We start from the raw sequence: 24150 nt of genomic DNA on the forward strand, positions 1-24150 counted from the left end.
GATCCGCCTCTGGCGCATGAAGGTCTTCTTTATGGCTTGCCCGGTCACGCCCCCGAGCAGGGTCACAACCACAAGTCCCGGAGCGGCGTCTCCGCGTTGAAGTGGTGCTGAATCTGCGCCTGCAGCAGTTCGGCGGTGGCCAGGGCGTCGGTGAGGGCGTGGTGGGGGGCGTAATGGGGCAGGTGGTAGCGCGTGCGGCTGTCTGCCAGGCGTATCGACACCGAGCGCTCGCCGGATAGGCGTTGCAGCCAGTTGGGACGGCGTTTGGGGTGCAGGTGGGCCTCGATGGCCATGGTGTCAATCACCGGGAAGGTGATGCCTTCGTGGAGCCGCCAGCGCAGCGCCACATCCAGAAACGGCCGTTCGATGGCCCGGTAATGCACCACCGCAACTCGCCCCGCCAGGGCGGCCAGCAGATCCGCCAGAATCTCTTCCAGATCCGGCGCCTCGTCGATGTCCGAGTGGGTGATGCCGTGGATGGTGACCGAGTCCTGATTCAATGGCCGCTGCGGGCGCACCACCCAGTGGCGGGCATCGCGACACTGGATACGGGACAGGGTAAACGGCACCAGGCCGATGCTGACGATGGCGTGGCGGTCCGGGTCCAGCCCGGTGGTTTCGAAATCCAGCGCCACTAGGGGCACCTCATGGATCGGCGTGTCCGGTGCCGGGCACCCAGCCTCGAAGTAGGCCTTCAGCCGTGGATCTCGGGCCTGCGCCGCGCAATGGGCCAGGCGCGCTGGCCAGGGGGCGTCGGTCGCGTCGGTGGCGGAGCGTTTGCGGTGAGCCATGATTGCGCCGTTAACCCAGGCTGCGCCCGACCGGCGCCTGGTAGCGATAACGCAGGAATTTCTGGGCGTTGCTGACCACCTGGAAGGCGTCCTTGAGGTGATTGCGCTCAAACGGCGACAGGTCTTCAGGGCGCACGTTGTTGTCCGGCTCGCGGCCATCCTCGATGGCCAGCGCCTGATGCCGGATGCGTACGATGGCGATGAATTCCAGGGCGTCCCGCAGGTTTTCGACACTGCCTTCCGGCAGCAAGCGGGTCTCGCCGATGGCCTGCAGTCGTTCGAACGAGTTTTGCGCCCTGGAACCGCAGGCCAGGGCATGAATGCGGATCAGGTCGGAGATGGGTGCGGTGCCCCGTCGTTTCAGGTTAATGGTGTTGTTCTGCTTGCCGTCCTCCTCCATCACAAAGGTGCGGAAGAAGCCCAGCGGTGGCGTCCGGTTGAGGGCGTTCCGGGCCAGGTAGGCCAGGAAACGCTGACTCTGGCTGGCCTTGCCGGCGATCAGGGCCTTTAGCTCTTCGGCCATCTGTGTATCGCCGTGGATGCCGTCCAGATCGAAGAAGATGTTGCTGTTGAGCAGCGCCTCGGCCTTGGGGTTGTCGATCCAGTCACTGAAGCAGTCTTTCCACACCCGCAGGGGCTGTCGCCACTTTTCATTGGTGGCCATGATATCGCCGGTGCAGTACCGGTAGCCGCAGGCGGCCAGGCCGTCGCAGACAAAGCGGGCAAGGCTCAGGAAATAGCCGTCGTGCAATTCCGGCTCGAAGCGGTCGTCAAGGATCATGGCGTTGTCCTGATCGGTCACCACCAGCTGTTCGTCCCGGGCCATGGAGCCCAGCGCCATGAAACAGTAGGGCACCGGCGGCGGGCCAAACTTTTCTTCCCCCAGTTCCAGCAGCCGCTGGGTAAAACTGCGTCCAATGCCGGCCATGGCGCTGCCGATCATGTGGGAGTTGGCGTCCTCGTTGACCATGCGCACGAAACTGTGGCGCACGTCCTTGCTGATGGCCTTCAATCCCTTCACGGTCTGCTGGTGGAAGATGTTGCCCACCAGGAACAGGCTGCTCTGGGTCTCATACTTGATCACGTCCGCCAGCGAGATCACCCCACGGGGTTCGTCCCGGTCCAGCACCGGCAGGTGGTGCACGTTGTTGTGCAGCATCAGCAGCATCGCCTCGAAAATGAAGGCGCGGGAGTGGATGGTAATGAGTCCGGTGGACATGATGTCGCGGATGGGAGTCTCCGAGGGCAGGGCCTCGGTCAGCGCCCGAGTGCGCAGATCGCGGTCGGTGATGATGCCGGCCATGGTGGGTTTGTCCCCGCTTTCGTCCATCAGCACCAGGGACGATACGCCCTCTTCGGTCATGATGCGGGCGGCTTCCTGCAGACGAATGGTGGTGGGGGCGGTCACCGGTGGCCGGGATATCAGCCGGGTCACCCGGGCGGTCATCAGTTCGTTGCCTTTCTCGCGGCGTGACACCGCCGTGCGCAGGCGGGTGCGGTCTTCGATTTCAACGTAGTCGGCAAAGCTCTCGTCGGTTTCCCACAGCTGTTGGAACACCGCTGCCGGGATCAGGTAGAGCAGGCTGTCTTCCAGGGCCTTGGTGGGGAACCGCACGGTTTTGTTCATCATCAGGCCGAACTGGCCGAAGATATCACCCTCACTGAGGCGGTTGTAAAGCTCGCCGGAACGGCGATAGATCTCCACGGCGCCGCTGCGGATGTAGTACAGGTGAGTGCTGAGATCACCCAGCTCGGTGATGGTGCTGCCGGCGCGGTAATAGGCCACTTCGATCTGGGACACCACCTGGTCCAGGGTGTCTTCGGCCATGTCGTCGAAGGGGGAGTGCTGGGCCAGGTGGTTGCGGATTTCGATCAGTTCGGCTTGCATGGGGTGCCTCGGTCAGTCGTCCCTGGTGGGCCGGTGCTCAGAGGCAATATAGCAGCTGCCGACAAGCGGGGACCATGCGGGTTGCCCGCAAGGTCCCCGGCCTGTTACTGCACCAGTGACTGGAAGATGGAGCCACCGCCACAGGCGTCGCCGTTCTCGTAGTCGGTGGTGACCACGTTGGCGATCCAGTCGTTGAGCAGCGTCACCGCCTCGGTGTGGATCACGCTGCGGGCGATGGGCGGCATCATACGCTGAGGATCGTGTTCGGCGCCCATCCGGCAGGACAGGATGGAGGCGTCCGGCTCGCCCGGCACCACGATGTGCTGGCGGCCACAGGAGCCGCCGCCGGTGGCGGTGGGCTTCTTGCAGATGCCGTAGCTGGCGTTGACCTCACGGAAATGATCCAGGTAGTAGCCGGTGTTGGAGGCCGCACCACGGTCGTTGTGGCAGTGCTGACAGTTGACCTCCAGGTAGGCCCGCAGGCGCTGCTCGATGTCGGCGTCGGAGCCGGCGGTTGCGCCGCTGTCGCCGGGCAGATCCCAGTGGGGCAGGCGTTCGATGTTGGTGGCAACGCCATGGCCATCGATGTTCAGCGCCGGGGTGCCGGTGAGAATGCCCTGATCGACCCAGTACTGCAGCTGGTTCACTTGCGGGAAGCCACCCTGACCCCGGCTACCCATGAAACTGGATTCCGGCGCGTAGCGGCGGTTCAGGTTGCGGGGCTTGGGACCAATGGGGGCACTGCCGGAGGCGACGTCGTCGTTGCTGTGGCAGGTAATGCATTGGTTGGCGTTGGGAATGGCGTAGCCATCGGTGGAGCCCACCAGCAGATTGCCGGTACGGCTGTCCTGGTAGTGCCAGCTCACCGCCCGGGTACCACCGCCCATGGCCAGCTTGGCCACCGGTTTGCCGTCGGCGCCGGTTTCCCAGATGTAGGTCAGGCCGTCCCAGAACGGCTTGCCGCTTTCGCCGGTGCGGCGGATCAGCAGCCGGGTTTCCACCAGTTCCTCGCTGCCTTCGCTCTCATCGGTGAAGGCGAAGGTCTTGCTGAGCACGGTGCCGTTGGGGAAGTGCAGGGCGCCGTTCAGGTTGCCGCCGTTCTGGCCGTCGTAGTAGATGGCCCTGGTGCCGGGGGGAATGAAAGCGACCCGGTATTTGGTGGCGTAGTCCGAGAACAGCTTGCTGTTGAGCGCGTAGGGCACCCCGCCCTCGTTCGGGGCGCTGCGGGGGTCGTGGGGGTCGGCAAACAGGTTGTACTGATCCAGCTGCGGACAGTTGACCGCGAGCGCCCGGCGGTTGATCTGACCGGCACCGACGTTGCGGCCACAGAGACGGTTCACGTACTCCTCGGACGGTGCCGGATCGATTGCGCCACTGCGTTCGAATGGCGGAATCACCACCCGTGGCAGCGGTGCCAGCACCCGGCCGAAGCGGCCCTGGCAGTCATGCACGGTGGCGTCGGTGTCGGCGACGGCGCCGGGCAGTCCCGCCAGAATGGACTGGATGCCCTCGGGGCTGAGGATGCTGGCGTCCTGATCGGCGGCGGCCAGCACCAGCTCCAGGCCTTCGGTGCCGTGGAAGTTCATGTAGGCCTGACTCTCGCTGCCCAGATCATTGTCGTGGAAGCAGGAACCCCACTGGGGCTGTTTGCGCTCAGCGGCGGCATCGAACTTGTAGGCGTTGTAGTGACAGGCCGGATTCGGGTGCTCGTTGGTGTGGATCGGCTTGCCGTTTTCGTCCTGGGGCACCGGCGAGCCATTGGCGTCCAGCGGGTAGGGGCATTCGCCATCCAGCTCGTCCAGCAGACCGTCCCAGACGATGTGGGCGCCCTTGCCGGGATTGGTGACGTTTTTCAGACCGATCAGGGTGGGCAGCACGGTTTCCACCTGGCCTTCCATCACCTTCTCCAGGTTGGGCGGCGGCAGGTCATAGCCGGAGTTGCGCATCACGTTGTTGTAGATGTGCAGGCCTTCGGTGTAGGGGTCGAGCTTCTTGTCGGAGGTCTTGCCCTCGCCGTCGATCAGCTCGTAGCTGGTGTAGATCACCGCCGCGGTGCTGTGGTCCTCGAAGGTGTTGTTGTACACCTCGATGTTGTCATAACCCAGGGTGATGAAACCGGTGCCCCGGGGGACCGCCGACACCAGGCCGCTGTGGGCGAAGTTGTAGGTGTTGTTGTTGCGGGCCAGGTTGTTGAGCATCACCGAGGTGTCGCCGTACTGGGTGATGTTCTCCAGATCGTAGACCAGGAAGCCGCCGGTGTTGCATTCGGCGAGGTTGTTGTCGTACTCGCCACCCTGGACGTTCTCGATTTCGAAGCCCATGACGTTATAGGCCGCCCGGCTGTCGCGGATGATCGCGGTGTTGGTCTGACCGACGTAGATGCCGGCGTCAGAGGCACCCACCGATTCGGAGTTCTCCACTAGGATATTTTCCGATTCCACCGGGTAGATGCCGTAGCGGCCGCTGGCGGAGCTGGGCACATAGTCGGGGGTGGGGTCGCCCTCGTTGAAGGGGGGCGCGGTACAGGCCACATGCAGGCGTTGGCCGTAGTTGTCGGCGGTGATGGCGTCGCCGCCGCCGGACCAGATCGCCCGAACGTCCCGCAGGGTGCCCCACTTGACGCCCTTGAGTTTGAAGGCATCGCCGGGGGAATCGAGAATGGTCAGTCCCTCCACGGTGATGCCGCGCACATTCAGCGCTTCCAGCCCGGTGACGTTGACGCTGTCACGGAACGACAGCACGGTCTCGTCCTTGCCGCAGCCTTCGATGCGGATGTCCTCGGTGGCCTGCAGCAGCAGGCCCTGGTCCAGCTCAATAAAGCCGCAGCCGAACTTCATCACGTCGCCGGGACGCATCTGGATCATCGCCGCCACCATGTCGGTGGTGGCAGCAGGGCCCGGATTGATGGTGAATATGCGGCCATCGGAGAATGGGTTGGGCTGCGGCCGATCGGTCCGGTCGCCGGCCACGGCGTTGTCGGAAGGGCTGGGCTTGGGGTCGTCGCTGCCACCGCCACCGCCGCCGAAGCAGCCGGTCAGCAGCACGGCGCTCAGGGCGGCGGCCAGACCGGTGGGTGTCGATAAGTGTCTCATCGTGGGGATCTCTTTTGTTGTGTTGTAGATAGGGCTCTGACAATGAGGGCGGCCCGTCCCTGGGCCTGAGGCTGCCCGGCTCAGCGGGCAGCCTGCTCCGCCCGCTCCCACATGCGCAGGTAGGCTTCGGCGGAGGTGAACAGCTGGTTGACCGCTTCGTTGACCCGTTCACGGGGGGCTTCGCTGAAGCGGATCATGTCCTCGATCTGATCCGGGTAGAGCCCGTAGTGGGCAACGCCGCGACCGTCGTAAAGGCTGAACTCGCGATCACCGGTGCGCTGCACGTCGAAGGTGACCCGGCCATCGACCGACTGGAAGGGATAGAGCTGGTCGGCCTGTTCCGGGCTGCCGGGATTGCCGGCGAGGGCGGCAATGCCGTTGACGTCCGAGGCCATGCCGGCACCGCCGAAGGGGCCGACGCGGAAGGCGTCATCCCGTGGCCGCTCGCCGTCCCGGGTCAGCTGGCGCACCCAATGGTCGCGGGCCGAGGCGAAGGAGCCGGAGACGCCGCCCTGAGCGGCAATGCGATCCCGCAGCCGTTCGGTGCCGCCCCAGCCGCCGTGGCTGTTGATCACCGGGTAGCCGTGCTCGGCGGTGATCTCGAGGATGCGGGCGGAGGCCTTGCGGCTGATGTGATCGGTCTCGATCAGCATGCCCCGCTTCATCAGCTCCTGGATCAGGAAGTGGCCCAGATCGGTGAGGCCGCGGCGGTTGCACAGGTGATCGGTACCGGCGCGGGGGTCATACTCGGCGAATTCCTCGGGGCTCTCCGGGAAACGGTCACCCAGGTAGTCGAGCTGAAACAGCAACTGCTCCATCAGCCCCAGTGGGCCCAGCGGTTCGGGGTTCTGGTCCGGCTCCAGACCGGAATATTCCTGGGCCTCGGCGGGACAGGTCTCGAACTCGACGGGGTGACCGGTTTCCGCCAGGTTGCCGGCATAGAGCACGGCGCCGATGCCGACGCCGTGGCTGAGATCCGGCAGGTGACCGGCAAAGGCGTTATCGAACTTGTGCACCGGGAACACGTTACGCACGCCCAGATCGTACAAGCGGTCGAGACGCTCGACGATCTGCTCCCGGGTACACTCCGGCTGACCCTGAAATTCGCCGCAGTTGAACACCTTGGAGGTCTCAACCCCCAGCACCACCGCCATCTTGCCGGCCTCGATCACCTCGCGCGCCTCGGCGGGGCCCGTGACCAGGCGGAACCAGCCCAGACCGGGCCCGCCGTGCTGGGCGTCGATGTAGTCCTGCATCTCCTGCATCCGTTGTGCCTGCATCTCAATGGCCGGCATGGTGTCGCAGTCGTTCTGCTTCTGGGGGTTGAGCTGGCACAGGATTTCGTTGTGCACCAGGTGGTTCACCAGAATTTTCAGGCCCGACAGGTGCGCCCGCTCCAGCCAGCGGTAGTAGCTCTGGTGGTGTTGCAGGGAATTGTTGCGGGGCCAGTCATTGAACGTGGGCCAGCCCTCGGTTTCATGGGGGCCAAGGGTGCTGGTGACGTGCTCGACGATGCCGGTCATACCCTGGGGGCCGTGGTTTTCCTCGCAGTCGTCCAGGGCGTGGTCGATGCCGAACTTGTGGAACGGATCGCCGTAGTTCACCCGGCCGCCGATGAATTCATAGGCGGATATGTGGCTGTGGATGTCGACGTAGCCGTACAGGTCGTCCTGGTCGATACCGGGGATGCCGCGAAAGCGGTCCACTTCCTTGAGGTAGGTGGCCGGGCCCTTGCGGTCAACGGTGGCGTTCAGCTCGGCCTCGGGATAGGCGGCACAGCCCTCGCTGGGCACCATCGCAAACGCACTGTCGGCGCCGGCCAGGGTTGGCGAGGACAAGCCCAGACCCTGGTCGGAAGCGGTGAGCAGCAATCCGGTCACCCGCGACGACAGCTGGAAACGGTCGCCATCGGCGGGCAACAGCTCCCAAATGGCCAGGTCACTGGCCTCGCCGACCAGTCCCAGCGCCGGGTTGACCGAGATGTCGCCCAGTTGATCGCCGCTGTTCTCCAGGCTTTCCCCGAGGGCCCGCACGGCATCGCCAAGGGGGGAGATCGGGTCCAGGAAGAAGTTGGCCATGTCTCCCAGTCCGGCCACCAGGTAGCTCACTTCACCGATAAAATTGCCGGCGTCGTCGAGGAACTCACCACCCGGGTCGGTAATGCCCAGCAGCGATTTCTGGCCCTGCTCGCCGGTGCCGCGCTGGTAATCCGACAGCAGCAGGTAGCTGCCCAGCCCGGTGGGTTTGAAGTAAAACGCCGTAGCCTGGCTGATGTCGCTGGTGCTGTGGTAACCATCCGCGCTGGGGCTGGTGGCCAGATAATGGTCGCCCTGCTGGACCAGGTAGCAGCCGTTGGCGAACTGATAGCGGCCGAAGGGCAGTTGCCGCGCCAGGCTGTCGCCACCGATCGAGCCCGGCTGTTGCGGTGTCACGGTTGGCGGCTGGGTGTTCGGTTCAATCTGGGCGGTGCTGGAGGAATCGTCACCGCCCAGACAGCCGGTGAGGGTCAGGGTACTGCCGAGCAGCCATGCCTTGAAACAGGGATGGTTTGAGTGTGTCATTGGTGCCTCGGTTTTTTGTTGTTGTCCGGATAAAACGTGAGAAAGTCTCACGAGGTTCCGTTTAATACGTGACAGGTTGTAGCATAACGCCAAAATGTGAACTGCATCACATTGGGCCAAAATTTAATCAGGCGGGTGTCGGCGACACGAGGCCCGTGGCGAGGGAGTAACGGAATTGGCGGTTCGTACCTTGGTTTTAGGTGGTATCCGGTCGGGCAAGACCGGCATGGCCGAGCGCACGGCGCAGGCCCATGACGGCGACGTGGTCTACGTGGCGACGGCAACGGCGGGGGATGAGGAAATGGCGGCACGGATTCGCCGCCACCAGCAGGGACGTCCCGAGCATTGGGGGCTGCGGGAAGCACCGTTGGCGCTGGCCGAGGCGTTGGCGGAGGCAGCGGTGTGCGACGAGCCGCCGTGTTTGTTGATTGATTGCATGAGCCTGTGGGTGAGTAATCTGTTGCACGCCGGCGACGAGGTCTTCAAACGGGAGCGCACTGCCTTTCTGGAAACGGTGACCGCCTATCCCGGAGCGTTGGTGATTGTCAGCAACGAAGTGGGGTTGGGCACCATCGGCATGGACCCGCTCACCCGTCGGTTCTGCGACGAACTGGGTTGGCTCAACCAGGCCCTGGCCCAGCGTTGTGACCGGGTGATGATGAGTGTGGCGGGGTTGCCCCTGGTTTTGAAGGAAGGATAAATCAGCTGAGGACTGCGGTAGGGAACGCTTGGATTCACGGAATGCTCTGCCCTAGCCTGGGTGTTCCGTGCCGGCGAGCAGCAGAGGCTTTTCCTTCGCTGCCCTTCAAGGCACGTCCATGTGCCTGGGCGGGCAGCGCGGCATCCTTGCCGCTGCTACGGAAAAGCCTCTGCTGCTCGCTTTCTGGCGGTGGCGATATCGCCGGTGTTAGGGGGATGTAAGTAAACTATCTCGATTAGGAAGCTGAAGGTTAAGCCAGCGATATCTCCATGGCTTGAATGTGGTCAGGGGGCAGGCTTGTGTAGCAGCGGCATGGATGCCGCGGTCTCCGATAGGTACAGGGACGTACCTTTGAGGAGAGTGGAGTAAGCTTCCCGCCTGACCACCGCCACCTGAGTGTCAGGCTACAGGGGCCTAGAGATACTCCCTGATCCTCCGGGCAAACTCCTCCAGCCGTTCCTGCTGTGCGGCATTGGCGGCATGGGGCGTCGCCCTCAGCTGGGCAATGGAGGTGGGAACCACGTGGAAATGCACGTGGGGAACGGTCTGACCGGCGCCCTTGCCATTGAGCTGCATCACCACCGTGCCCGGCACCTCCAGCGCGGTCTCGACGGCCTTGGCGATCTTCTGGGTGGTCTGGATGCAGGCGGCGGCCGCCTCCGGCGACAGATCATGCAAAGTCTCGGCCGGCTCCTTGGAGATGATCAGGGCGTGGCCGTCCGCCTGGGGCATGATGTCCATGAACGACAGGGTGTGGTCGTCCTCATACAGCTTGATGCAGGGCAGCTCGCCCTTGAGGATCTTGGCGAAGATGTTGTTGTGATCGTAGCTCACGATGGCGGTCCTTGTTTGGAGTCGTGGTTGTTTATGATGTGCGGTCTCAGCCATGCCGGTACAGGCAACTTAAAGTGCCATAGCTCGAGACGTCCACCTGGATACGGCTGCGGCAGGCGTAGGGCACCGCAATCCCGGCGAATGAGCGCTGCAACGGTACCCCCATCACCTCCGCCAGTATCATCCGGATCACCCCGCCATGACACACCACCAGCACCCGCTGGCCGGCCAATTGCTCGCGCCAGTGCTGCCAGCCGGCACTGACCCGCCGGTGGAAATCGACAATAGACTCGCCCCCCGGCGGCGTGTTGGCCACCGGGTCCTCCCAGAACCGGGACAGTCGGTTGCCCTCGGCGGCAATGACTTCATCGGTGGTTTTGCCTTCCCATTTGCCGAAATTGACCTCCCGCAACCGGTCTTCCACATGCAGGGGCAGGTTGCGCTGTTCCGCCAGTTCGGTGGCAAATTCGATGCAGCGTAACAGCGGTGAGGTGACAATCGCATCCCACCGATCGTCTGGTGAGATGGCCGACCGCATCTGCTGCCAGCCCAATTCGCTCAGGGGATCGTCCTGGCTGCCCCTGAATTTGGGGCCTCCGCGGGGCTCGCCGTGACGGATGAGATCCAGCACGGTGGTTGCTCTATGACTCATCGCCGGCCTCTTGGCTGCCCGTTGCTGTTTGATTGCTGACGCCGGCGTCGGCAAAGCTGGCCATGCCGTTGTGCAGGGCACAGGCGGCGCGCAACAGCGGCAGGGCCACCGCGGCTCCGCTGCCTTCCCCCAGCCGCAGGCCCAGGTCCAGCAGTGGCTCGGCTTCCAGGGCGGCCAGCACCTGGCCGTGTCCGGGTTCGCCGGAGCGGTGGGAAAAGTGCAGCCAGGCGCGCGCGGCCGGCTGCTGGCGCACCGCCACCAGGGCCGCCACGGAGACAATGAAGCCGTCCACCAGCACCGGAACACGCCGGGCCGCACAGCCCAGGATGGCCCCGGCGAGGGCGGCAATTTCCAGTCCGCCCAGGGAGGCCAGGGTGGACAGCGGCTGCCGGTCGGCACCGTGCCGAGCCAGGGCCTGGGCGATCACCTCCGCCTTGTGGCTGACGCCCTGGCGGTCCAGGCCGGTGCCGGGACCGGCCAGCTCCGCCGGCGCGGCCCCCAGCAGCGCGCAGGCCAGGGCGGCGGCGCTGGTGGTATTGCCGATGCCCATGTCGCCGCCGATGAAGACCTGGGCGCCACCGATGGCGGCACGCTCGGCGGCGGCGTCGCCGGCGGCCAGGGCTCGGCTGACCTGATCGAGGGTCATGGCGTTTTGCCGGGCCAGATTGGCGGTGCCCGGCGCTATTTGCAGGTTGTTGACGCCCGCGAGATCGGGGGTCGGGGTTACCGTGCCCAGATTGACCACTTCCAGGGTGGCTTCCAAATGACGGGCCATCACGCTGATGGCGGCACCGCCATTGGCGAAGTTGGCGATCATCTGCCCGGTAACTTCCTGGGGAAACGCCGAAACGCCCTCGGCACAGACACCGTGGTCACCGGCGAACACCGCAATGTGGACCTGGTCTGCCCGTGGGCGGTCGCTGCCCTGTTGCGCCGCCAGGGCGATGGCCAGGGCTTCCAGCCGGCCGAGTGAGCCTGGCGGCTTGGTCAACACGCCCTGGCGCTCCTGGGCGCGAACACGGGCCTGGTCATCGACAGGCGGGGGAGGGGTTGTCCAGCTCTGCGGGAGGGTCATCGTTGACGGTCCTGAGTGAATGCAACAGCCGTCGATGGTGGTATGAGCTCAAAACGGTGTCAAGGCTGGGGGCTGGTCGAGTAGACTGGGCGCCCGAATTTTCAGGAAACACAGTGTGGTGGATTGGATTACTTCGTCTGTGCTGGTGTGTGTCGCCGCCGTGGTACTCGACCGTTGTCTGGGGGAACCGGTCCGCTGGCATCCGCTGGTGGGATTCGGCGCACTCGCCAATGGCCTCGAGCAACGGCTGAACCGGGCTCGGGGAACGTCGGTCTGGCGCGGGGCGGTGGCGCTGGCGGTGCTGGTGGTGCCGATCGTGGTGGCGGTACAGGCCATGGCGTGGTGGCTGCCCCAGCCGTTGAATCTGCTGTTCGGCGTACTGGTGCTGTGGTCGGCGCTGTCGTTACGCGGTTTGACCGAGCACGGCGGCGCGGTTGCCGTACCGCTGGCGACAGGCAATCTGGGAGAGGCGCGGGCACGGGTTGGCTGGATCGTCAGTCGTCAGGCCTCAGCACTGGACGAAGCCGGTGTCGCGGCGGCGGCCACTGAGTCAATGCTGGAAAACGGTGCCGATGCGGTGTTCGCCAGCCTGTTCTGGTTCTTGCTGGCGGGGCCGGCCGGGGTGGTGGCGCACCGCCTGATCAACACCCTGGATGCGATGTGGGGCTATCGGAACGACCGGTTTCTGCGCTTTGGCCGGGTAGCGGCAAGGCTGGATGATGTCGTGAACTGGCTGCCGGCCCGGCTGACCGCCCTGACCTACACCCTGTTGGGCCGGCGTCGACTGGCCTGGCGTTGCTGGCGCAGCCAGGCTCCGGCCTGGGACAGCCCCAATGCCGGCCCGGTCATGGCCGCCGGGGCCGGTGCGCTGGGTGTCACCCTGGGTGGGCCGGCGCCCTATGCCGGTGGACTCAAGTCACGGCCACGGCTGGGTGAGGGCCCGGCACCGGATGCCGCCACCATTGGGCGAGCCATCGGTCTGATTCAGCGCGGCGTCTGCTTGTGGTTGCTGGTGCTGGCGGCTGGCGCGGCAGCGGCAGGCGTGCTGCCATGGTGAGGTCGGATCCGCCCGCCCACGGCGGGCGCCTGAACCAGGCGGCGCGCCGTTGGGGCATTCCCCGTGAGCAATGGCTCGACCTGTCCACCGGCATTAATCCGAATGGCTGGCCGGTACCCTCAGTTCCGGAGGTGGTTTGGCAGCGGTTGCCGGAAGAGGATGACGGCCTGGCGGCCGCCATTCGTGGCTGGACCGGCGCGCCGGAGGCGGCGGTCTGCATTCCGGTGGCCGGCAGCCAGGCGGCGATTCAGGCCCTGCCGGAGTTGCGGGCACGGTGTCGGGTGGGCGTGCCGCATCCGGGCTACCAGGAGCACCGTCATGCCTGGCAGGTGGCTGGCCATAGGGTCCGACGGCTGGCGATCGAAGACATGATGGCGGGCGAGGCCTGGCTGGACGAGCTGGATGTACTGGTTTGGATCCAGCCCAACAACCCCACCGGGGTGGGCATCGAGCCGGCCCGGTTGTTGTCCTGGTATCGACGACTGGCAGCCCGGGGCGGCTGGTTGGTGGTGGATGAGGCGTTTGCCGAGGGCCTGGATTCGCTCAGCCTTGCCCAGTGGGCGGGACAGCCCGGATTGGTGATCCTCAAATCCCTGGGCAAGTTCTATGGCCTGGCCGGTCTGCGGGCCGGAGCGGCATTGACCGATCCTCACCTTGGCGACGGCTTGAGTCGCCGCCTCGGCCCCTGGGCGCTGAGCGGGCCAGCCCGTTACCTGATGGCTCAGGCCATTGCCGACCGGCCCTGGCAGGATCAGGCAGTGGCAAGGCTTTGGCGTGACAGTGAGCGCTTGCAAACCCTGTTGGCTGCCCAGGGCATGGCGCCAGCGGGTGGCAGCCTGTTGTTCCAGTATGTGCGCCACCCGCGCGCCGGAGTCTTGGCGGAGGCGCTGGCCGAGCATGGCATCCTGGTGCGGGTCTTTGACCAGCCGCCGGCCCTGCGTTTTGGCTTGCCGGCAACGGAAGCCCAGTGGCACCGTTTATCGGCAACCCTGACCAAGGTCATTGACCGATTAATCGCCAGTTGGTAGCCTGCGCGCGATTTCAGGTGCTTCCCGGGTAACGCCGCCCGGGAGTGAAACGGGAAGCCGGTGACACTCCGGCGCTGCCCCCGCAACGGTAATTGAGTCAAAGATGGTCTAACGCGCCACTGTGCCGCAGGGAATCCAACCGATTTCCAAGCATGGGAAGGTGACCATCCGGAAACCCGCGGGTTTCGCTCATAAGCCCGGAGACCGGCCTGGAATACGAACCCCAATCGACGTGGCCCCGCTGTTGGCGGCCACCCTCGGGTGTTCATGACACCAGACGCTGCGGTGGGCAGTGGTGGTGGGTGAAACCGGCCAGCACCATCCTACGCCACAGCAGTCTCCGCCCACCGACCGCAACAGCCGCAGCACCCCCAAGAATCGCCGTGCGGGTGCGCACGGGATGCAAGCGAGCTGTTGATTATGTCTGCTACCAAAAAGTTGCCGGCCCAGGTTTTGACCGGTTGTTCCTCCTCTTTGTTGCTGTCTTCGTCTGTGTTGCTGTCGACGGCTGCGCTGGCGGCCGAACCGGAGGCAAGTGTTCCTGAACTGGACACCATCGTGGTCACCGGCACCGCCGGTCCACTGACCATTGGCGAGAGTCTGTCGTCGGTCACCGTCATCAAGGAAGATGAAATCCGCGCCCAGAACCCGTCCGAACTGCAGGACCTGCTGCGGGGCCAGCCAGGGATAGACGTGGTCACTAACGGTTCGTTCGGCAAGCAAACCAGCGTATTCACCCGTGGTACCGCCAGTGATTCCACCGTGTTCCTGCTGGACGGCGTGCGCCTGCGCTCAGCCACCAGCGGTGGCGCGCCGTGGCAGTTTGTACCGGTGGAACTGGTGGAGCGGGTGGAAATCGTGCGCGGCCCTCGCAGTTCCCTGTATGGAGCCGATGCGGTGGGCGGCGTGATCCAGGCCTTCACCGTTGATCCCCAGCCCGGCCATCACGGTTGGGTGGAGGCGGCCGCCGGCAACTTCGATACTCAGCGTGTCAATGTTGGCGTAGCCGCCAGCAGCGAGCGGACCCGCATCAGCCTGAACGGCGTGCACAAAGAATCCGATGGCGCGCCGGTGGTGGAAGGCGGCGATGACCGGGGTTATCGCAATTCCGCCGGCGTCGCCCGGCTGGTGCATGAATTCGACAACGGTGGCGAGGCGGCACTGGTGCTGCTGGAGTCCCAGGGCAACACCGAGTTTGACGGCGGCAACACCGACTTCATGATCCGCACCTTCGGCTTCCGCCTGGACGCACCGCTGAGCGACTACTGGCGAACGGCGGTCCAGCTCGCCGAAGCCCGCGATGAGCAGGAAACCTTCGGCAGTTTCTCAGATTCGACCTTCAACACCCTGACCCGGTCCGCGCGCTGGGAAAACACACTGACCCTGGATGTCCACGAATGGGTACTGGGGGCAGAACTCCAGGACGAACAGGTCAAGAGCACCACCGATTTCGATGAGAACAGCCGCTCCAACGGCGCTCTGTTCACCCAGCTGCGGCTGCATTTCGGGCCCACCGATGTGCAACTGAGCCTGCGCGGCGACGACAACGAGGCCTACGGCAAGAACGAAACCGGCGGACTCGCGCTGGGCCACTCGATCGACCGTTCCCACCGTGTTCGGGCCAGCTACGGCTCCTCGTTCCGGGCGCCGACCTTCAACGACCTGTACTGGCCCTTCCAGAATTTCGGCACCAGCTCTTTCACCGGTAACCCGGATCTGGCGCCAGAAAAGGCGGACGCCTACGAACTGGGCGCCAGCGGCAGCTACGACCACTGGTACTGGGACCTGGCGCTGTACCAGATGGACATTGAGAACCTGATCGAGCTGCAGTTCGATATTCCCACCCTGACCCTGTCGCCGCAGAACGTCAGCGAAGCCCGTATCCGCGGCGCCGAACTCAGCGGCGGCCTGGCAATGGATGACTGGCGGGTGAATGCCTCAGTGGCGGTGACCGATCCCCGCGACGAGGCCACCGACAAGCGTCTGCGCCGGCGCAGCAGCCACTCGGCGCGGCTCGATGTGGATCGCGCCATCGCCAACTGGTCCGTGGGCGGCAGTGTGGCGGCCTATGGTTACCGCTACGACGATGCCGCCAACGATAAGCGCCTGCCGGGCTACGGCACCCTGGATCTGCGCGCCAGCTGGACGTTCGCGGAGGATTGGAGCACCCGGCTGACCGTGGCCAATGTGTTCGATAAGGAGTACGCCACCGCCGAGCGTTTCGATGGCACCGATTTTGTGGCCGCCGGCCGTACCGCGCTGTTGTCCGTACGCTACGATTTTCGCTAAGCCATGAAGTTGCGTCTGATCTACCGTGCTATGACCGCGGTGGCCCTGAGCGTGCTGTCGCTCTGGGTCAACGCGGCTACCATCGTCGGGGTGATTTCCGATCGTTCCGCGGCCGAACTTGCCGCCGGCGCCCATCAGCTGCTGGAACAGTATCCGGACCACCGGGTGGCCCTGCGCACGCCGGAGCAACTGGCGCTGCTGGGCGACAACGAACTGGGTTCGTTGCTGCAATCGGCCGACGCGCTGTTGCTGGCGGCGGTGTTCGGCGATCAGGTGGAGCGGCTGCAACGGCGGGTGGATGCCCTGCTGGCGCAGCGCGACCTACCGGTGCTGGCCATCAACAGTGATCGCCGTCTGGTGCGGCTGTCCCGGCTCGATGGCCGCTCGCCCTTTGCCGGGTTGGAGGCCGATGCCTTGAGCCAGGTGGTTGCCGCTCCGGACCCGGGCGTTGACGCCCGTACCCATCTGCGGGAGCAGCAGGCGCGTTTCCCCGGGCAAGCCCAATGGCTGCAAGGCCGGGCCTATTACCAGGGGCGGACGCCAGAGCACCTTAATCACATGATGCAGTGGCTACTCGCCAGGGCGGGAGCGAACATGACTGTTCCGGCTCCGAGCCCGCGCGCCGCCATTCGCTACTACCGGCGCGGGCAGGCCAGCGCCGGCGCCGGCGACCTGAAACTGGAGGCCGGCCCGGCGGTGGTGTTGCTGGATCTGGACAGCGGCGACCGTCCCGGTGACCGGGATCTGCTGGACCAGGCCTGCTTCCAGCTGGAACGGCGGAACATCCAGTGCTTCGCCATCCTCGCCCGTTGGGGAGGTGCCAGCCTGCAAGCGCTGACCGATTTGCCCGCGACTCTCGGTCCGGCCACCCTGGCCGGGCTGGTCAGCCTGCAGGATTTCGTGGTCGGCGGCGGTGAAGGTCGCGAGCAGGTGAACGACGTCTTGTCCCGGCTTAACGTTCCGGTGATCAAGGGACTGCGGTTGTCGGATCGCACCGAAAGCCAGTGGCGTTTGTCGGTGGATGGCGTGCCCTCGGATTCCGTGCACTACCAGCTGGCCATGCCGGAGTTGCAGGGCGTCAGCCAGCCGATGGCCTTGTCGGTGGCCAAGCCTCCGGTCATCGACGAGCGTACCGGCGTCCGCCTCAGTCTCACCATGCCGGTGCTGGACCGGGTAGTGGCGCTGGCGGATCGGCTCCATAACTGGCACCAGCTGCAGCTGAAGGACAATGCCGACAAGCGGATTGCGCTGATCTACTACAATCACCCTCCGGGCCGTCAGAACGTTGGCGCCGATGCCCTGGATGTGCCTGCCTCGCTGCTGGAAATGCTGCGCTGGCTCAAGGCCGAGGGCTATCGGACCGGACCGCTGCCGGAATCGCCGAAGGCGTTGCTGACGATGATTCAGCAGCGAGGTGTGAGCCTGCCGGATGATCCCCGTTCGCTCCGCCAGATGGCGCCCCTGGTGGCATCAATGGCAGCGCCGGCCTATCGGGCCTACTACGCCAGCCTGCCAGCGGTGGTGCGAGCCGAAATGGAGGATGGCCCCCTGGGTTACCTGCATCAGCGGCTGGAAGAAGCCTTCGCGGCGGGTGAACATGACATCGCCCTGGGCTTGCTGGATCGCGGTGCCCGGGATCTCCACCACCTGCTGGAAAACCACCAGCATCCGGCCCGGGATCGGGCCGTGGCGCTGCTGAACGAGTACGAGGCGTTTTGGCAGCAGCGGCTCAACGAAGGCGGCGGCCGCGCAGACGTCGTGAACGCCCGTGATGCGTTGCTGGCGACGGGCTTTCCCGGCCTGTCGGGCTGGGGAGCGGCGCCCGGCCGTTCGATGGTGGTGGACGACGAACTGATCTTCCCGGGCCTGCGGTTCGGCAACATCTTTGTCGGGCCGCAGCCACCGCGGGGCTGGGAGGTGGACGAAGAACTGCTGCACGCCAACACCACGTTCCCGCCGACCCACCAGTATGTCGGCTTCTATTATTGGCTGCGGGAGCATTTCCAGGCCGACGCCCTGGTGTACACCGGTCGTCATTCCACCCGGGAGTTCCTGCCCCGGCGCCGCGCCGGGCTCACCTCGGACGACTACCCCGAGTTGCTGGGCGGTAACCTGCCGCTGATCTACCCCTACATCGTGGATGGCGTGGGCGAGGGCATTCAGGCCAAACGTCGGGCCCTGGCGGTGATGATCAGTCATCTGACGCCTCCGCTGGCGGTGACCGAGCTGTACGACGAACTGCTGGAGATTCGCCAGCTGGTGGAAACCTGGGAAGCGGCGGTGGAGCCCAACAGCCCGACCCGGGAGCGGGCGGTGGAACTACTGCGCCAGAAAATCAGCCAGCTCAATCTGACCGATGCCATCGAGGCGGAGATTGCCAGTGAGTCCGGGCTGGCCCGGGATCAGGTGTCGCTGGATGAGATCTCTGAGGAGCTGCTGGTACACGAGGCCGGACATTACGTCACCGACGTCCAGGAGCAGTTCATGCCCCTGGGGCTGCATGTGTTTGGCAAGGACTGGAGTCGGGAGGCCCTGGACACCATGCTGGAGTCCATGACCAACGAGGCCGATGCGCCCCGGCTGCTGTGGGAGCAACGGCTGGCGGCATCGCCGGCGTCGGAAAAGGCCAGCTTCCTGGCGGGCCTGAACGGGCGTTTCGTCCGCCCCGGGCACGGCAACGATCCGCTGCGCACGCCGGAAGTACTGCCTACCGGCCGTAATTTCCACGCCCTGTCCGGTGACCTGATTCCCACCCGGGTGGCCTGGTCGCTGGCCGAGGAACTGGCGGCGGAGGCCCGTTCCCAGGATCGCCAGCATGACGATGGCAGCGAAGCCCTGGTGTTGTGGGCGTCGGACACCGTCCGCGACGAAGGCGTGATGGTGGCCTTCGGCCTGAATTTGTTGGGCATCAAGCCGGTGTGGAATTCCCGCGGCATCGTCAAAGGCCTGGAACGGTTGCCGGTGGGTGCCGGCACGCCGCGCCCGGAGCGCCGCGACGTGCTGTTCACCACCTCCGGGCTGTTCCGGGATCTGTACGAGAATCAGCTGATCTGGCTGGATCAGGCGGTGTTGCTGGCGCTGGCCGGCTCCGCCGACACCATCCGCCGTGACCATCCGCAATTGGCGCCCGCGCTCGACCAGGCGCTGGCCGGGCTGGCCGACGGCATGGCGCGCGGCGGTGCCGAATCGCTGGCCAGCAACCGGGTGGCCGCACGCTGGGTGGCGGATACCTCCGCGCTGCTGGCGGCGGGCACCCGGGCCGATGAGGCCGGTCCACTGGCGGCCTTGCGGGTGTTCGGTACCGCCCCGGGGGCTTATGGCGCCGGTGTGAACCGGCTGGCGACCCGTTCCGGGGCCTGGGAAAGCCGCGAGCAGCTCGGTCGTGCCTACCGCCGCCGCATGGGCCATGCCTACGGCAGCGGGCGTTCCGGCGAGGCCGAGCATCAGGCGTTTGATCGTCTGCTGGCACGGGTGGAGCGCACCTACCTGGGCCGCGCCAGCCACCTGTACGGCCTGCTCGATAACGACGATGGCTTCGACTACCAGGGCGGCCTGTCCAACGCGGTCGAGCACGTTCGCGGCGAGGCGCCGGACAACCGGGTGCTGCAGTATGCCAACCCGAAAGCACCGAAAGTGGAGAGCCTGCAGCGGGCGTTGCTGGTAGAGCTGCAGTCCCGTAATCTCAACCCCCAGTGGATCAAGCCCTTGATGGATCACGATTACGCCGGTGCCCGCACCATGGGCAGCGATTTTCTCGACAACCTCTGGGGCTGGCAGATCACCAGTCCGCAGGTGGTGAAGTCGTGGGTGTGGGATGAGGTCAACCAGGTCTACTTCCAGGATCGTCACAACATCGGACTGGCTGAGTTCCTGGCCGAGGACAATAATGTCCACGTTAAAAGCCACATGCAGGCCACCGCGCTGTTGGCGGCGCAACGGGGGTACTGGGAGACGAGCGGGCTGACCCTGGAGCCGCTGGTACGGGACTTTGCCCAGAGCATCATCGAGCACGGCCTGCCCGGCAGCGGCCACACGCGGCCGGACCATCCGCTGATGGACTGGGTGTCGGAACAACTCGATCCGGCCCTACAGGAAGCCTTTGACAATGCCCGGCGCGGCGGTGCGCCGCTCGAAGCCGTGCCCCTGCAAAGCCAGGTGTGCGGCCGGGCCAACAACCAGTCGGAACTATGCCAAGCACACTGACACGTATTGCAACGGCGGCCCTGCTCACGGCGGTCATGGCGGTGGCGCAGGCCGAGGTCTGTGCCCTCGATGACACTGGCCGGGAAATCTGTCTGCCGGCACCGGCACAGCGGATCGCTGCGCTGTCGCCCGGGGCCACCGAGCTGGTGTGGTCAGCCGGCGCCGGGGACCAGGTGGTGGCGGTCGTGGCGTTCAGCGACTACCCGCCCGCCGCCCGTGAGGTGACCTCGGTGGGCAGCCACACCCGGGTGGACCTGGAGCGGTTGCTGGCACTGAAGCCGGATCTGGTGATCGGATGGGTGACCGGCAATCCCCAGGAGCAGATTCGCACCCTCGAAACCCTGGGCCTGCCGGTGTTTGCCATCGAGCCCCGGGAATTCGAGGAGGTGTCATCGGTGATCGAGCGGCTGGCCCGGCTGGCGGGCACCGAGGTCGCCGGTAACGCCGAGGCGCAACGGTTCCGCGCCGGCATGGCTGAGTTGGCGACCCAATACAGTGGGCTTGCACCGGTGCCGGTGTTTTACCAGGTCTGGGACGAGCCGTTGATGACGGTGAACAACCAGCACCTGATTGGCAAGGTGGTCGCCCTGTGCGGCGGCGACAACGTGTTTGGCGCCCTGCCGCGGCTGGTGCCCCGCATTGGCGATGAAGCGGTACTGGAGGCGAACCCCGAGGCGATCCTGGCGGGTGGCATGGGGGAAGAGAACCCGGAATGGCTGGAGCGCTGGCGCGCCTACCCGAGCCTGCGGGCGACCGCCACCGGCAACCTGTTCTTCATCCCACCGTCGCTGATCCAGCGCCCGACGCCGCGGCTGCTGGACGGTGCCCGGCTGTTCTGCGAGAAACTGGAGATCGTCCGTGGGCGACGTTGAGCCATTGCCGGAGCTGGTCGCTTGACGCGCCGGTGGTGGCTGCCCCTGGTGTCATTGGCGCTGGCCTCGGTGCTGGCGTCCTGCCTGTCGCTCACCGTGGGCAGCGCCAGCATCGCGCTGGCGGATGTGTGGGCGGTGCTGACCGGCCAGGGCAGTGAGTTGCAACAGACCCTGATCCTCGAGTTGCGGCTGCCCCGGACGCTGGCGGCCTTCGTCACTGGCGGCCTGCTGGCGGTGGCCGGTGCGCTGATGCAGGTGTTGTTGCGCAATCCCCTGGCCGACCCCTACGTGCTCGGCCTGTCGGGCGGAGCCGCCGTCGGCGCGCTGCTGGCCATGCTGGCAGGGTTGGGTGGCCTGGTGGTCTCCGGCTCGGCCTTTGCTGGCGCGCTGGTGGCCACCGTGCTGGTGTTCGGCCTGGCCCACGGCACCGGCAGCTGGACGCCGTCTCGGTTACTGCTCACCGGAGTGGTGGTCGCGGCCGGTTGGGGCGCGATCATTACCCTGATGCTGGCCATCAGCCCGGCCCAACGGCTGCCGGGGATGCTGTATTGGCTGATGGGCGACCTGTCCTACGCCGGCACCCCCTGGTTGGCAATGCTGCTGCTGGCCCTCTCTTGTTTGCTGGTCATTCCCCTGGGGCGCAGCCTCAATGTCCTGGCCCGTGGTCCGCTGCAGGCGGCGGCGCTGGGGGTGGCGGTGCAGCCGCTGGAATGGACGGTGTACGTGCTCGCCAGCCTGCTGACCGCGGTGGCGGTAACCACCGCCGGCAGCATCGGCTTTGTCGGGTTGGTGGTGCCGCACATGCTGCGGCTGGTGCTGGGTAACGACCAGCGCCTGATCCTGCCAGCCTGTGCCCTCGCCGGAGGCACCCTGCTGGTGCTGGCGGATACCCTGGCGCGCACGGTGATTGCCCCGGAGCAGCTGCCGGTGGGGGTGATCACCGCGTTGTTGGGGGTGCCCACCTTTCTCTACCTGTTGTACCGGAGTCGCTGATGAGCCATCTGCAGCTGCGCGAATTGACGGTGGATATTCCTGGACGCGGGGCCGGCCGGCCACTGAGCTTCGGCATCGAACCGGGGCAGGTCTGGGGGGTGTTGGGCCCCAACGGCGCCGGCAAGACCACCCTGCTGCATACCCTGGCGGGGCTGCGCCCGCCCCGCGCCGGCCAGGTGTGGCTGGATGACCGGCCGTTGGCGGGACTGCCGCGCCGGAACGTGGCCCAGCACCTGGGGCTGGTGTTCCAGGAGCGCCAGGACGGTTTTCCCGCCACCGCGCTGGAAACCGCGCTGATCGGCCGCCATCCGTTCCTGTCCTCCTGGCAGATGGAGAGCGGCGCCGATCTTAGCCTGGCCCGCCAGGCCCTGGCGCGATTGGAAGTCGGTCACCTGGAAGAGCGCCTGGTGAACACGCTGTCCGGCGGCGAGCGCCAGCGTGTCGCCATCGCCACCGTATTGACCCAGTCACCGGCAATCTGGCTGGCGGACGAGCCCACCAACCACCTGGACCTGCACCACCAGATTGCGGTGATGGAACTGCTGGCCGGGGAGGCGGCCGCCGGCAAGGCGGTGTTCATGTGCCTGCACGACCTGAACCTGGCGGCCCGCTGGTGCGATCACATCCTGCTGCTGTACCCCGATGGCGAGGCCTGCTGGGGACCGGCTCCGCAAATGCTGGTGCCGGATGCCCTGGAACGACTGTATGGCCAGCGCCTGGCCACCACCGAGCTGGATGGCGCGCCGATCTTTGTCCCCGTTCGTTAAGGAGCACCTTGTGACCGACATCCTCAGTGGCCAGGCACCGGCCGCGCTGATTACCGCACCCGGTTCCGGCCAGGGCAAGTCCATCGTGACGGCGGCACTGGCCCGCTTGCATCGCAACGCCGGCCGTCGGGTCCGGGTGTTCAAGCACGGCCCGGATTACCTCGATCCGATGGTGCTGGAAGTGGCGTCCGGGCAGCCGGTGTACCAGCTTCACCCCTGGATGACCGGCGAGAACGAATGCCGCTGGCGACTGGCGGAAGCCGCCCGCGAGGCGGACCTGGTGCTGGTGGAGGGTGCCATGGGCCTGTTCGACGGTGATCCCTCCAGCGCCGATCTGGCCGCGCTCGCCGGGTTGCCGGTGTTGCCGGTGATTGACGCCCGCGGCATGGCGCAGACCTTTGGCGCGGTGGCCCTGGGGCTGGCCCGGTTCCGCCCGGATATTCGGATTCATGAGGTGATTGCCAATCGCATTGGCAGCCCCCGCCATGGCGAACTGTTGCAGCAGAGCCTGCCGGATGGCGTGGAATTGCTGGGCGCGATTCCCCGGGACGACGCCATGGCCATTCCCGACCGCCACCTGGGGCTGGTGCAAGCTTCGGAGCTGGCCAACCTCAACCAGCAACTGGACGCGGCCGCCGCGGTGTTGGCGCAGGCCGGGCTGGATCGGTTGCCGGCCACCGTCACCTTGCAGGCGCCGGCCCCGTTGGCGCCGCCACCGCTGCTGGACGGCGTGCGCATCGCCATCGCCAGGGATGCCGCCTTTGCCTTCCTCTACCGTGCCAACCTCGATCTACTGGAGGCCATGGGAGCGCGCCTAAGCTACTTTTCGCCGCTGGCGGACGACACTCTGCCGGACGCCGACGCGCTGTGGCTGCCCGGCGGCTACCCGGAACTGCACGCGGCCCGACTGGCGGCCAATACCGGTATGCGGGCGGCCATCCGCGATCACCATCGCGCCGGCCGTCCGATTCTGGCCGAGTGCGGTGGCCTGATGGCCTGTGCCTCGTCGCTGGTGGATCTGGACGGCCGCGAGCACGCCATGCTGGGGCTGCTGGCAGGCACCAGCACCATGGAGCCGCGACTGCAGGCCCTGGGCCTGCAAAGCCTGCTGACCCGGGATGGTGAACTGCGCGGGCACACCTATCATCGCTCGTCCCTGAGCACCGAACTCCAGCCTCAGGCCCGTACCCGCAAGCTGGCGGGCACCGAGGCCGAGCCGGTGTTCCAGGTCGGTAGCCTGACCGCCAGCTATTTCCACGGCTACTTTCCCTCGGCCCCGGCACTGGTCGCAAGGCTCTTTCGCGGCCAGCCCCTGGCGCTGTGACAGTCATTGACAAATTGGGACAAC

At 65.9% G+C, this 24150-nt stretch carries 16 protein-coding genes and 1 riboswitch; of the genes, 9 read left to right on the forward strand and 7 right to left on the reverse strand.

Annotated elements, in window-relative coordinates; genetic code table 11:
* Positions 1 to 62: 62 nt before the first annotated feature.
* The 4 genes from N6L25_RS01510 to N6L25_RS01525 all read right to left on the reverse strand — a co-directional run bounded on the left by N6L25_RS01510 (position 63) and on the right by N6L25_RS01525 (position 8332).
* Positions 63 to 791 (reverse strand): 3'-5' exonuclease, encoded by a 729-nt coding sequence (locus N6L25_RS01510; RefSeq protein WP_271977262.1) that lies wholly within the window; start codon positions 789 to 791, stop codon positions 63 to 65.
* A gap of 10 nt (positions 792 to 801) precedes the next feature.
* Positions 802 to 2679, reverse strand: a complete 1878-nt coding sequence (locus tag N6L25_RS01515) for a putative nucleotidyltransferase substrate binding domain-containing protein (RefSeq protein WP_271977263.1) — start codon at positions 2677 to 2679, stop codon at positions 802 to 804.
* 104 nt (positions 2680 to 2783) lie between these two features.
* Complete coding sequence (locus N6L25_RS01520) at positions 2784 to 5771, reverse strand: parallel beta-helix domain-containing protein (RefSeq protein WP_271977264.1); 2988 nt, start codon at positions 5769 to 5771, stop codon at positions 2784 to 2786.
* A gap of 80 nt (positions 5772 to 5851) precedes the next feature.
* The gene (locus N6L25_RS01525; protein ID WP_271977265.1) at positions 5852 to 8332 is read right to left on the reverse strand and encodes a membrane dipeptidase; all 2481 of its coding nucleotides are present in this window, start codon (positions 8330 to 8332) and stop codon (positions 5852 to 5854) included.
* A 175-nt stretch (positions 8333 to 8507) separates the two neighbouring features.
* Here N6L25_RS01525 and cobU point away from each other — a divergent pair, with 175 nt between their 5' ends.
* Positions 8508 to 9032 (forward strand): bifunctional adenosylcobinamide kinase/adenosylcobinamide-phosphate guanylyltransferase, encoded by a 525-nt coding sequence (gene cobU, locus N6L25_RS01530; protein WP_271977266.1) that lies wholly within the window; start codon positions 8508 to 8510, stop codon positions 9030 to 9032.
* A 414-nt stretch (positions 9033 to 9446) separates the two neighbouring features.
* Here cobU and N6L25_RS01535 read toward each other — a convergent pair whose 3' ends face one another.
* The 3 genes from N6L25_RS01535 to cobT are packed head-to-tail and all read right to left on the reverse strand — an operon-like array spanning position 9447 to position 11593.
* Entirely contained in the window at positions 9447 to 9866 is a 420-nt protein-coding gene (locus N6L25_RS01535; RefSeq protein WP_271977267.1) for an HIT family protein, read from the reverse strand.
* 46 nt (positions 9867 to 9912) lie between these two features.
* A complete protein-coding gene (locus tag N6L25_RS01540; RefSeq protein WP_271977268.1) occupies positions 9913 to 10518 on the reverse strand; it encodes a histidine phosphatase family protein in 606 nt (201 codons plus the stop codon).
* Positions 10508 to 11593, reverse strand: a complete 1086-nt coding sequence (gene cobT, locus N6L25_RS01545; protein ID WP_271977269.1) for a nicotinate-nucleotide--dimethylbenzimidazole phosphoribosyltransferase — start codon at positions 11591 to 11593, stop codon at positions 10508 to 10510. Before cobT ends, N6L25_RS01540 begins: the two co-directional genes overlap by 11 nt.
* A 118-nt stretch (positions 11594 to 11711) precedes the next feature.
* Here cobT and cbiB point away from each other — a divergent pair, with 118 nt between their 5' ends.
* The 8 genes from cbiB to N6L25_RS01585 all read left to right on the forward strand — a co-directional run bounded on the left by cbiB (position 11712) and on the right by N6L25_RS01585 (position 24126).
* On the forward strand, positions 11712 to 12650 hold the full coding sequence (gene cbiB / locus N6L25_RS01550; RefSeq protein WP_442915198.1) for an adenosylcobinamide-phosphate synthase CbiB: 939 nt from the start codon (positions 11712 to 11714) through the stop codon (positions 12648 to 12650).
* Positions 12644 to 13678: a threonine-phosphate decarboxylase CobD gene (gene cobD, locus N6L25_RS01555; RefSeq protein WP_271977271.1), complete on the forward strand. Its 1035-nt coding sequence runs from the start codon at positions 12644 to 12646 to the stop codon at positions 13676 to 13678. The genes cbiB and cobD overlap by 7 nt, the downstream gene beginning before the upstream one ends.
* Positions 13677 to 13905, forward strand: a riboswitch (cobalamin riboswitch). Its footprint overlaps the gene before it by 2 nt.
* 193 nt (positions 13906 to 14098) lie before the next feature.
* Positions 14099 to 15967: a TonB-dependent receptor domain-containing protein gene (locus N6L25_RS01560; protein ID WP_271977272.1), complete on the forward strand. Its 1869-nt coding sequence runs from the start codon at positions 14099 to 14101 to the stop codon at positions 15965 to 15967.
* 3 nt (positions 15968 to 15970) lie between these two features.
* Entirely contained in the window at positions 15971 to 20170 is a 4200-nt protein-coding gene (locus N6L25_RS01565) for a cobaltochelatase subunit CobN (protein ID WP_271977273.1), read from the forward strand.
* Complete coding sequence (locus N6L25_RS01570) at positions 20155 to 21042, forward strand: cobalamin-binding protein (RefSeq protein WP_271977274.1); 888 nt, start codon at positions 20155 to 20157, stop codon at positions 21040 to 21042. The genes N6L25_RS01565 and N6L25_RS01570 overlap by 16 nt, the downstream gene beginning before the upstream one ends.
* 69 nt (positions 21043 to 21111) lie before the next feature.
* On the forward strand, positions 21112 to 22035 hold the full coding sequence (locus N6L25_RS01575; RefSeq protein WP_442915199.1) for a FecCD family ABC transporter permease: 924 nt from the start codon (positions 21112 to 21114) through the stop codon (positions 22033 to 22035).
* Positions 22035 to 22802: an ABC transporter ATP-binding protein gene (locus N6L25_RS01580; RefSeq protein WP_271977276.1), complete on the forward strand. Its 768-nt coding sequence runs from the start codon at positions 22035 to 22037 to the stop codon at positions 22800 to 22802. The genes N6L25_RS01575 and N6L25_RS01580 overlap by 1 nt, the downstream gene beginning before the upstream one ends.
* Before the next feature lie 10 nt (positions 22803 to 22812).
* Positions 22813 to 24126 carry a cobyrinate a,c-diamide synthase gene (locus N6L25_RS01585; RefSeq protein ID WP_442915193.1) on the forward strand — a complete coding sequence of 438 codons (1314 nt, stop codon included), beginning with the start codon at positions 22813 to 22815 and terminating at the stop codon, positions 24124 to 24126.
* The last annotated feature ends 24 nt before the right edge of the window (positions 24127 to 24150 follow it).

Origin of the sequence: Marinobacter sp. SS21 (assembly GCF_028369065.1) — a bacterium.
Lineage (GTDB): Bacteria > Pseudomonadota > Gammaproteobacteria > Pseudomonadales > Oleiphilaceae > Marinobacter.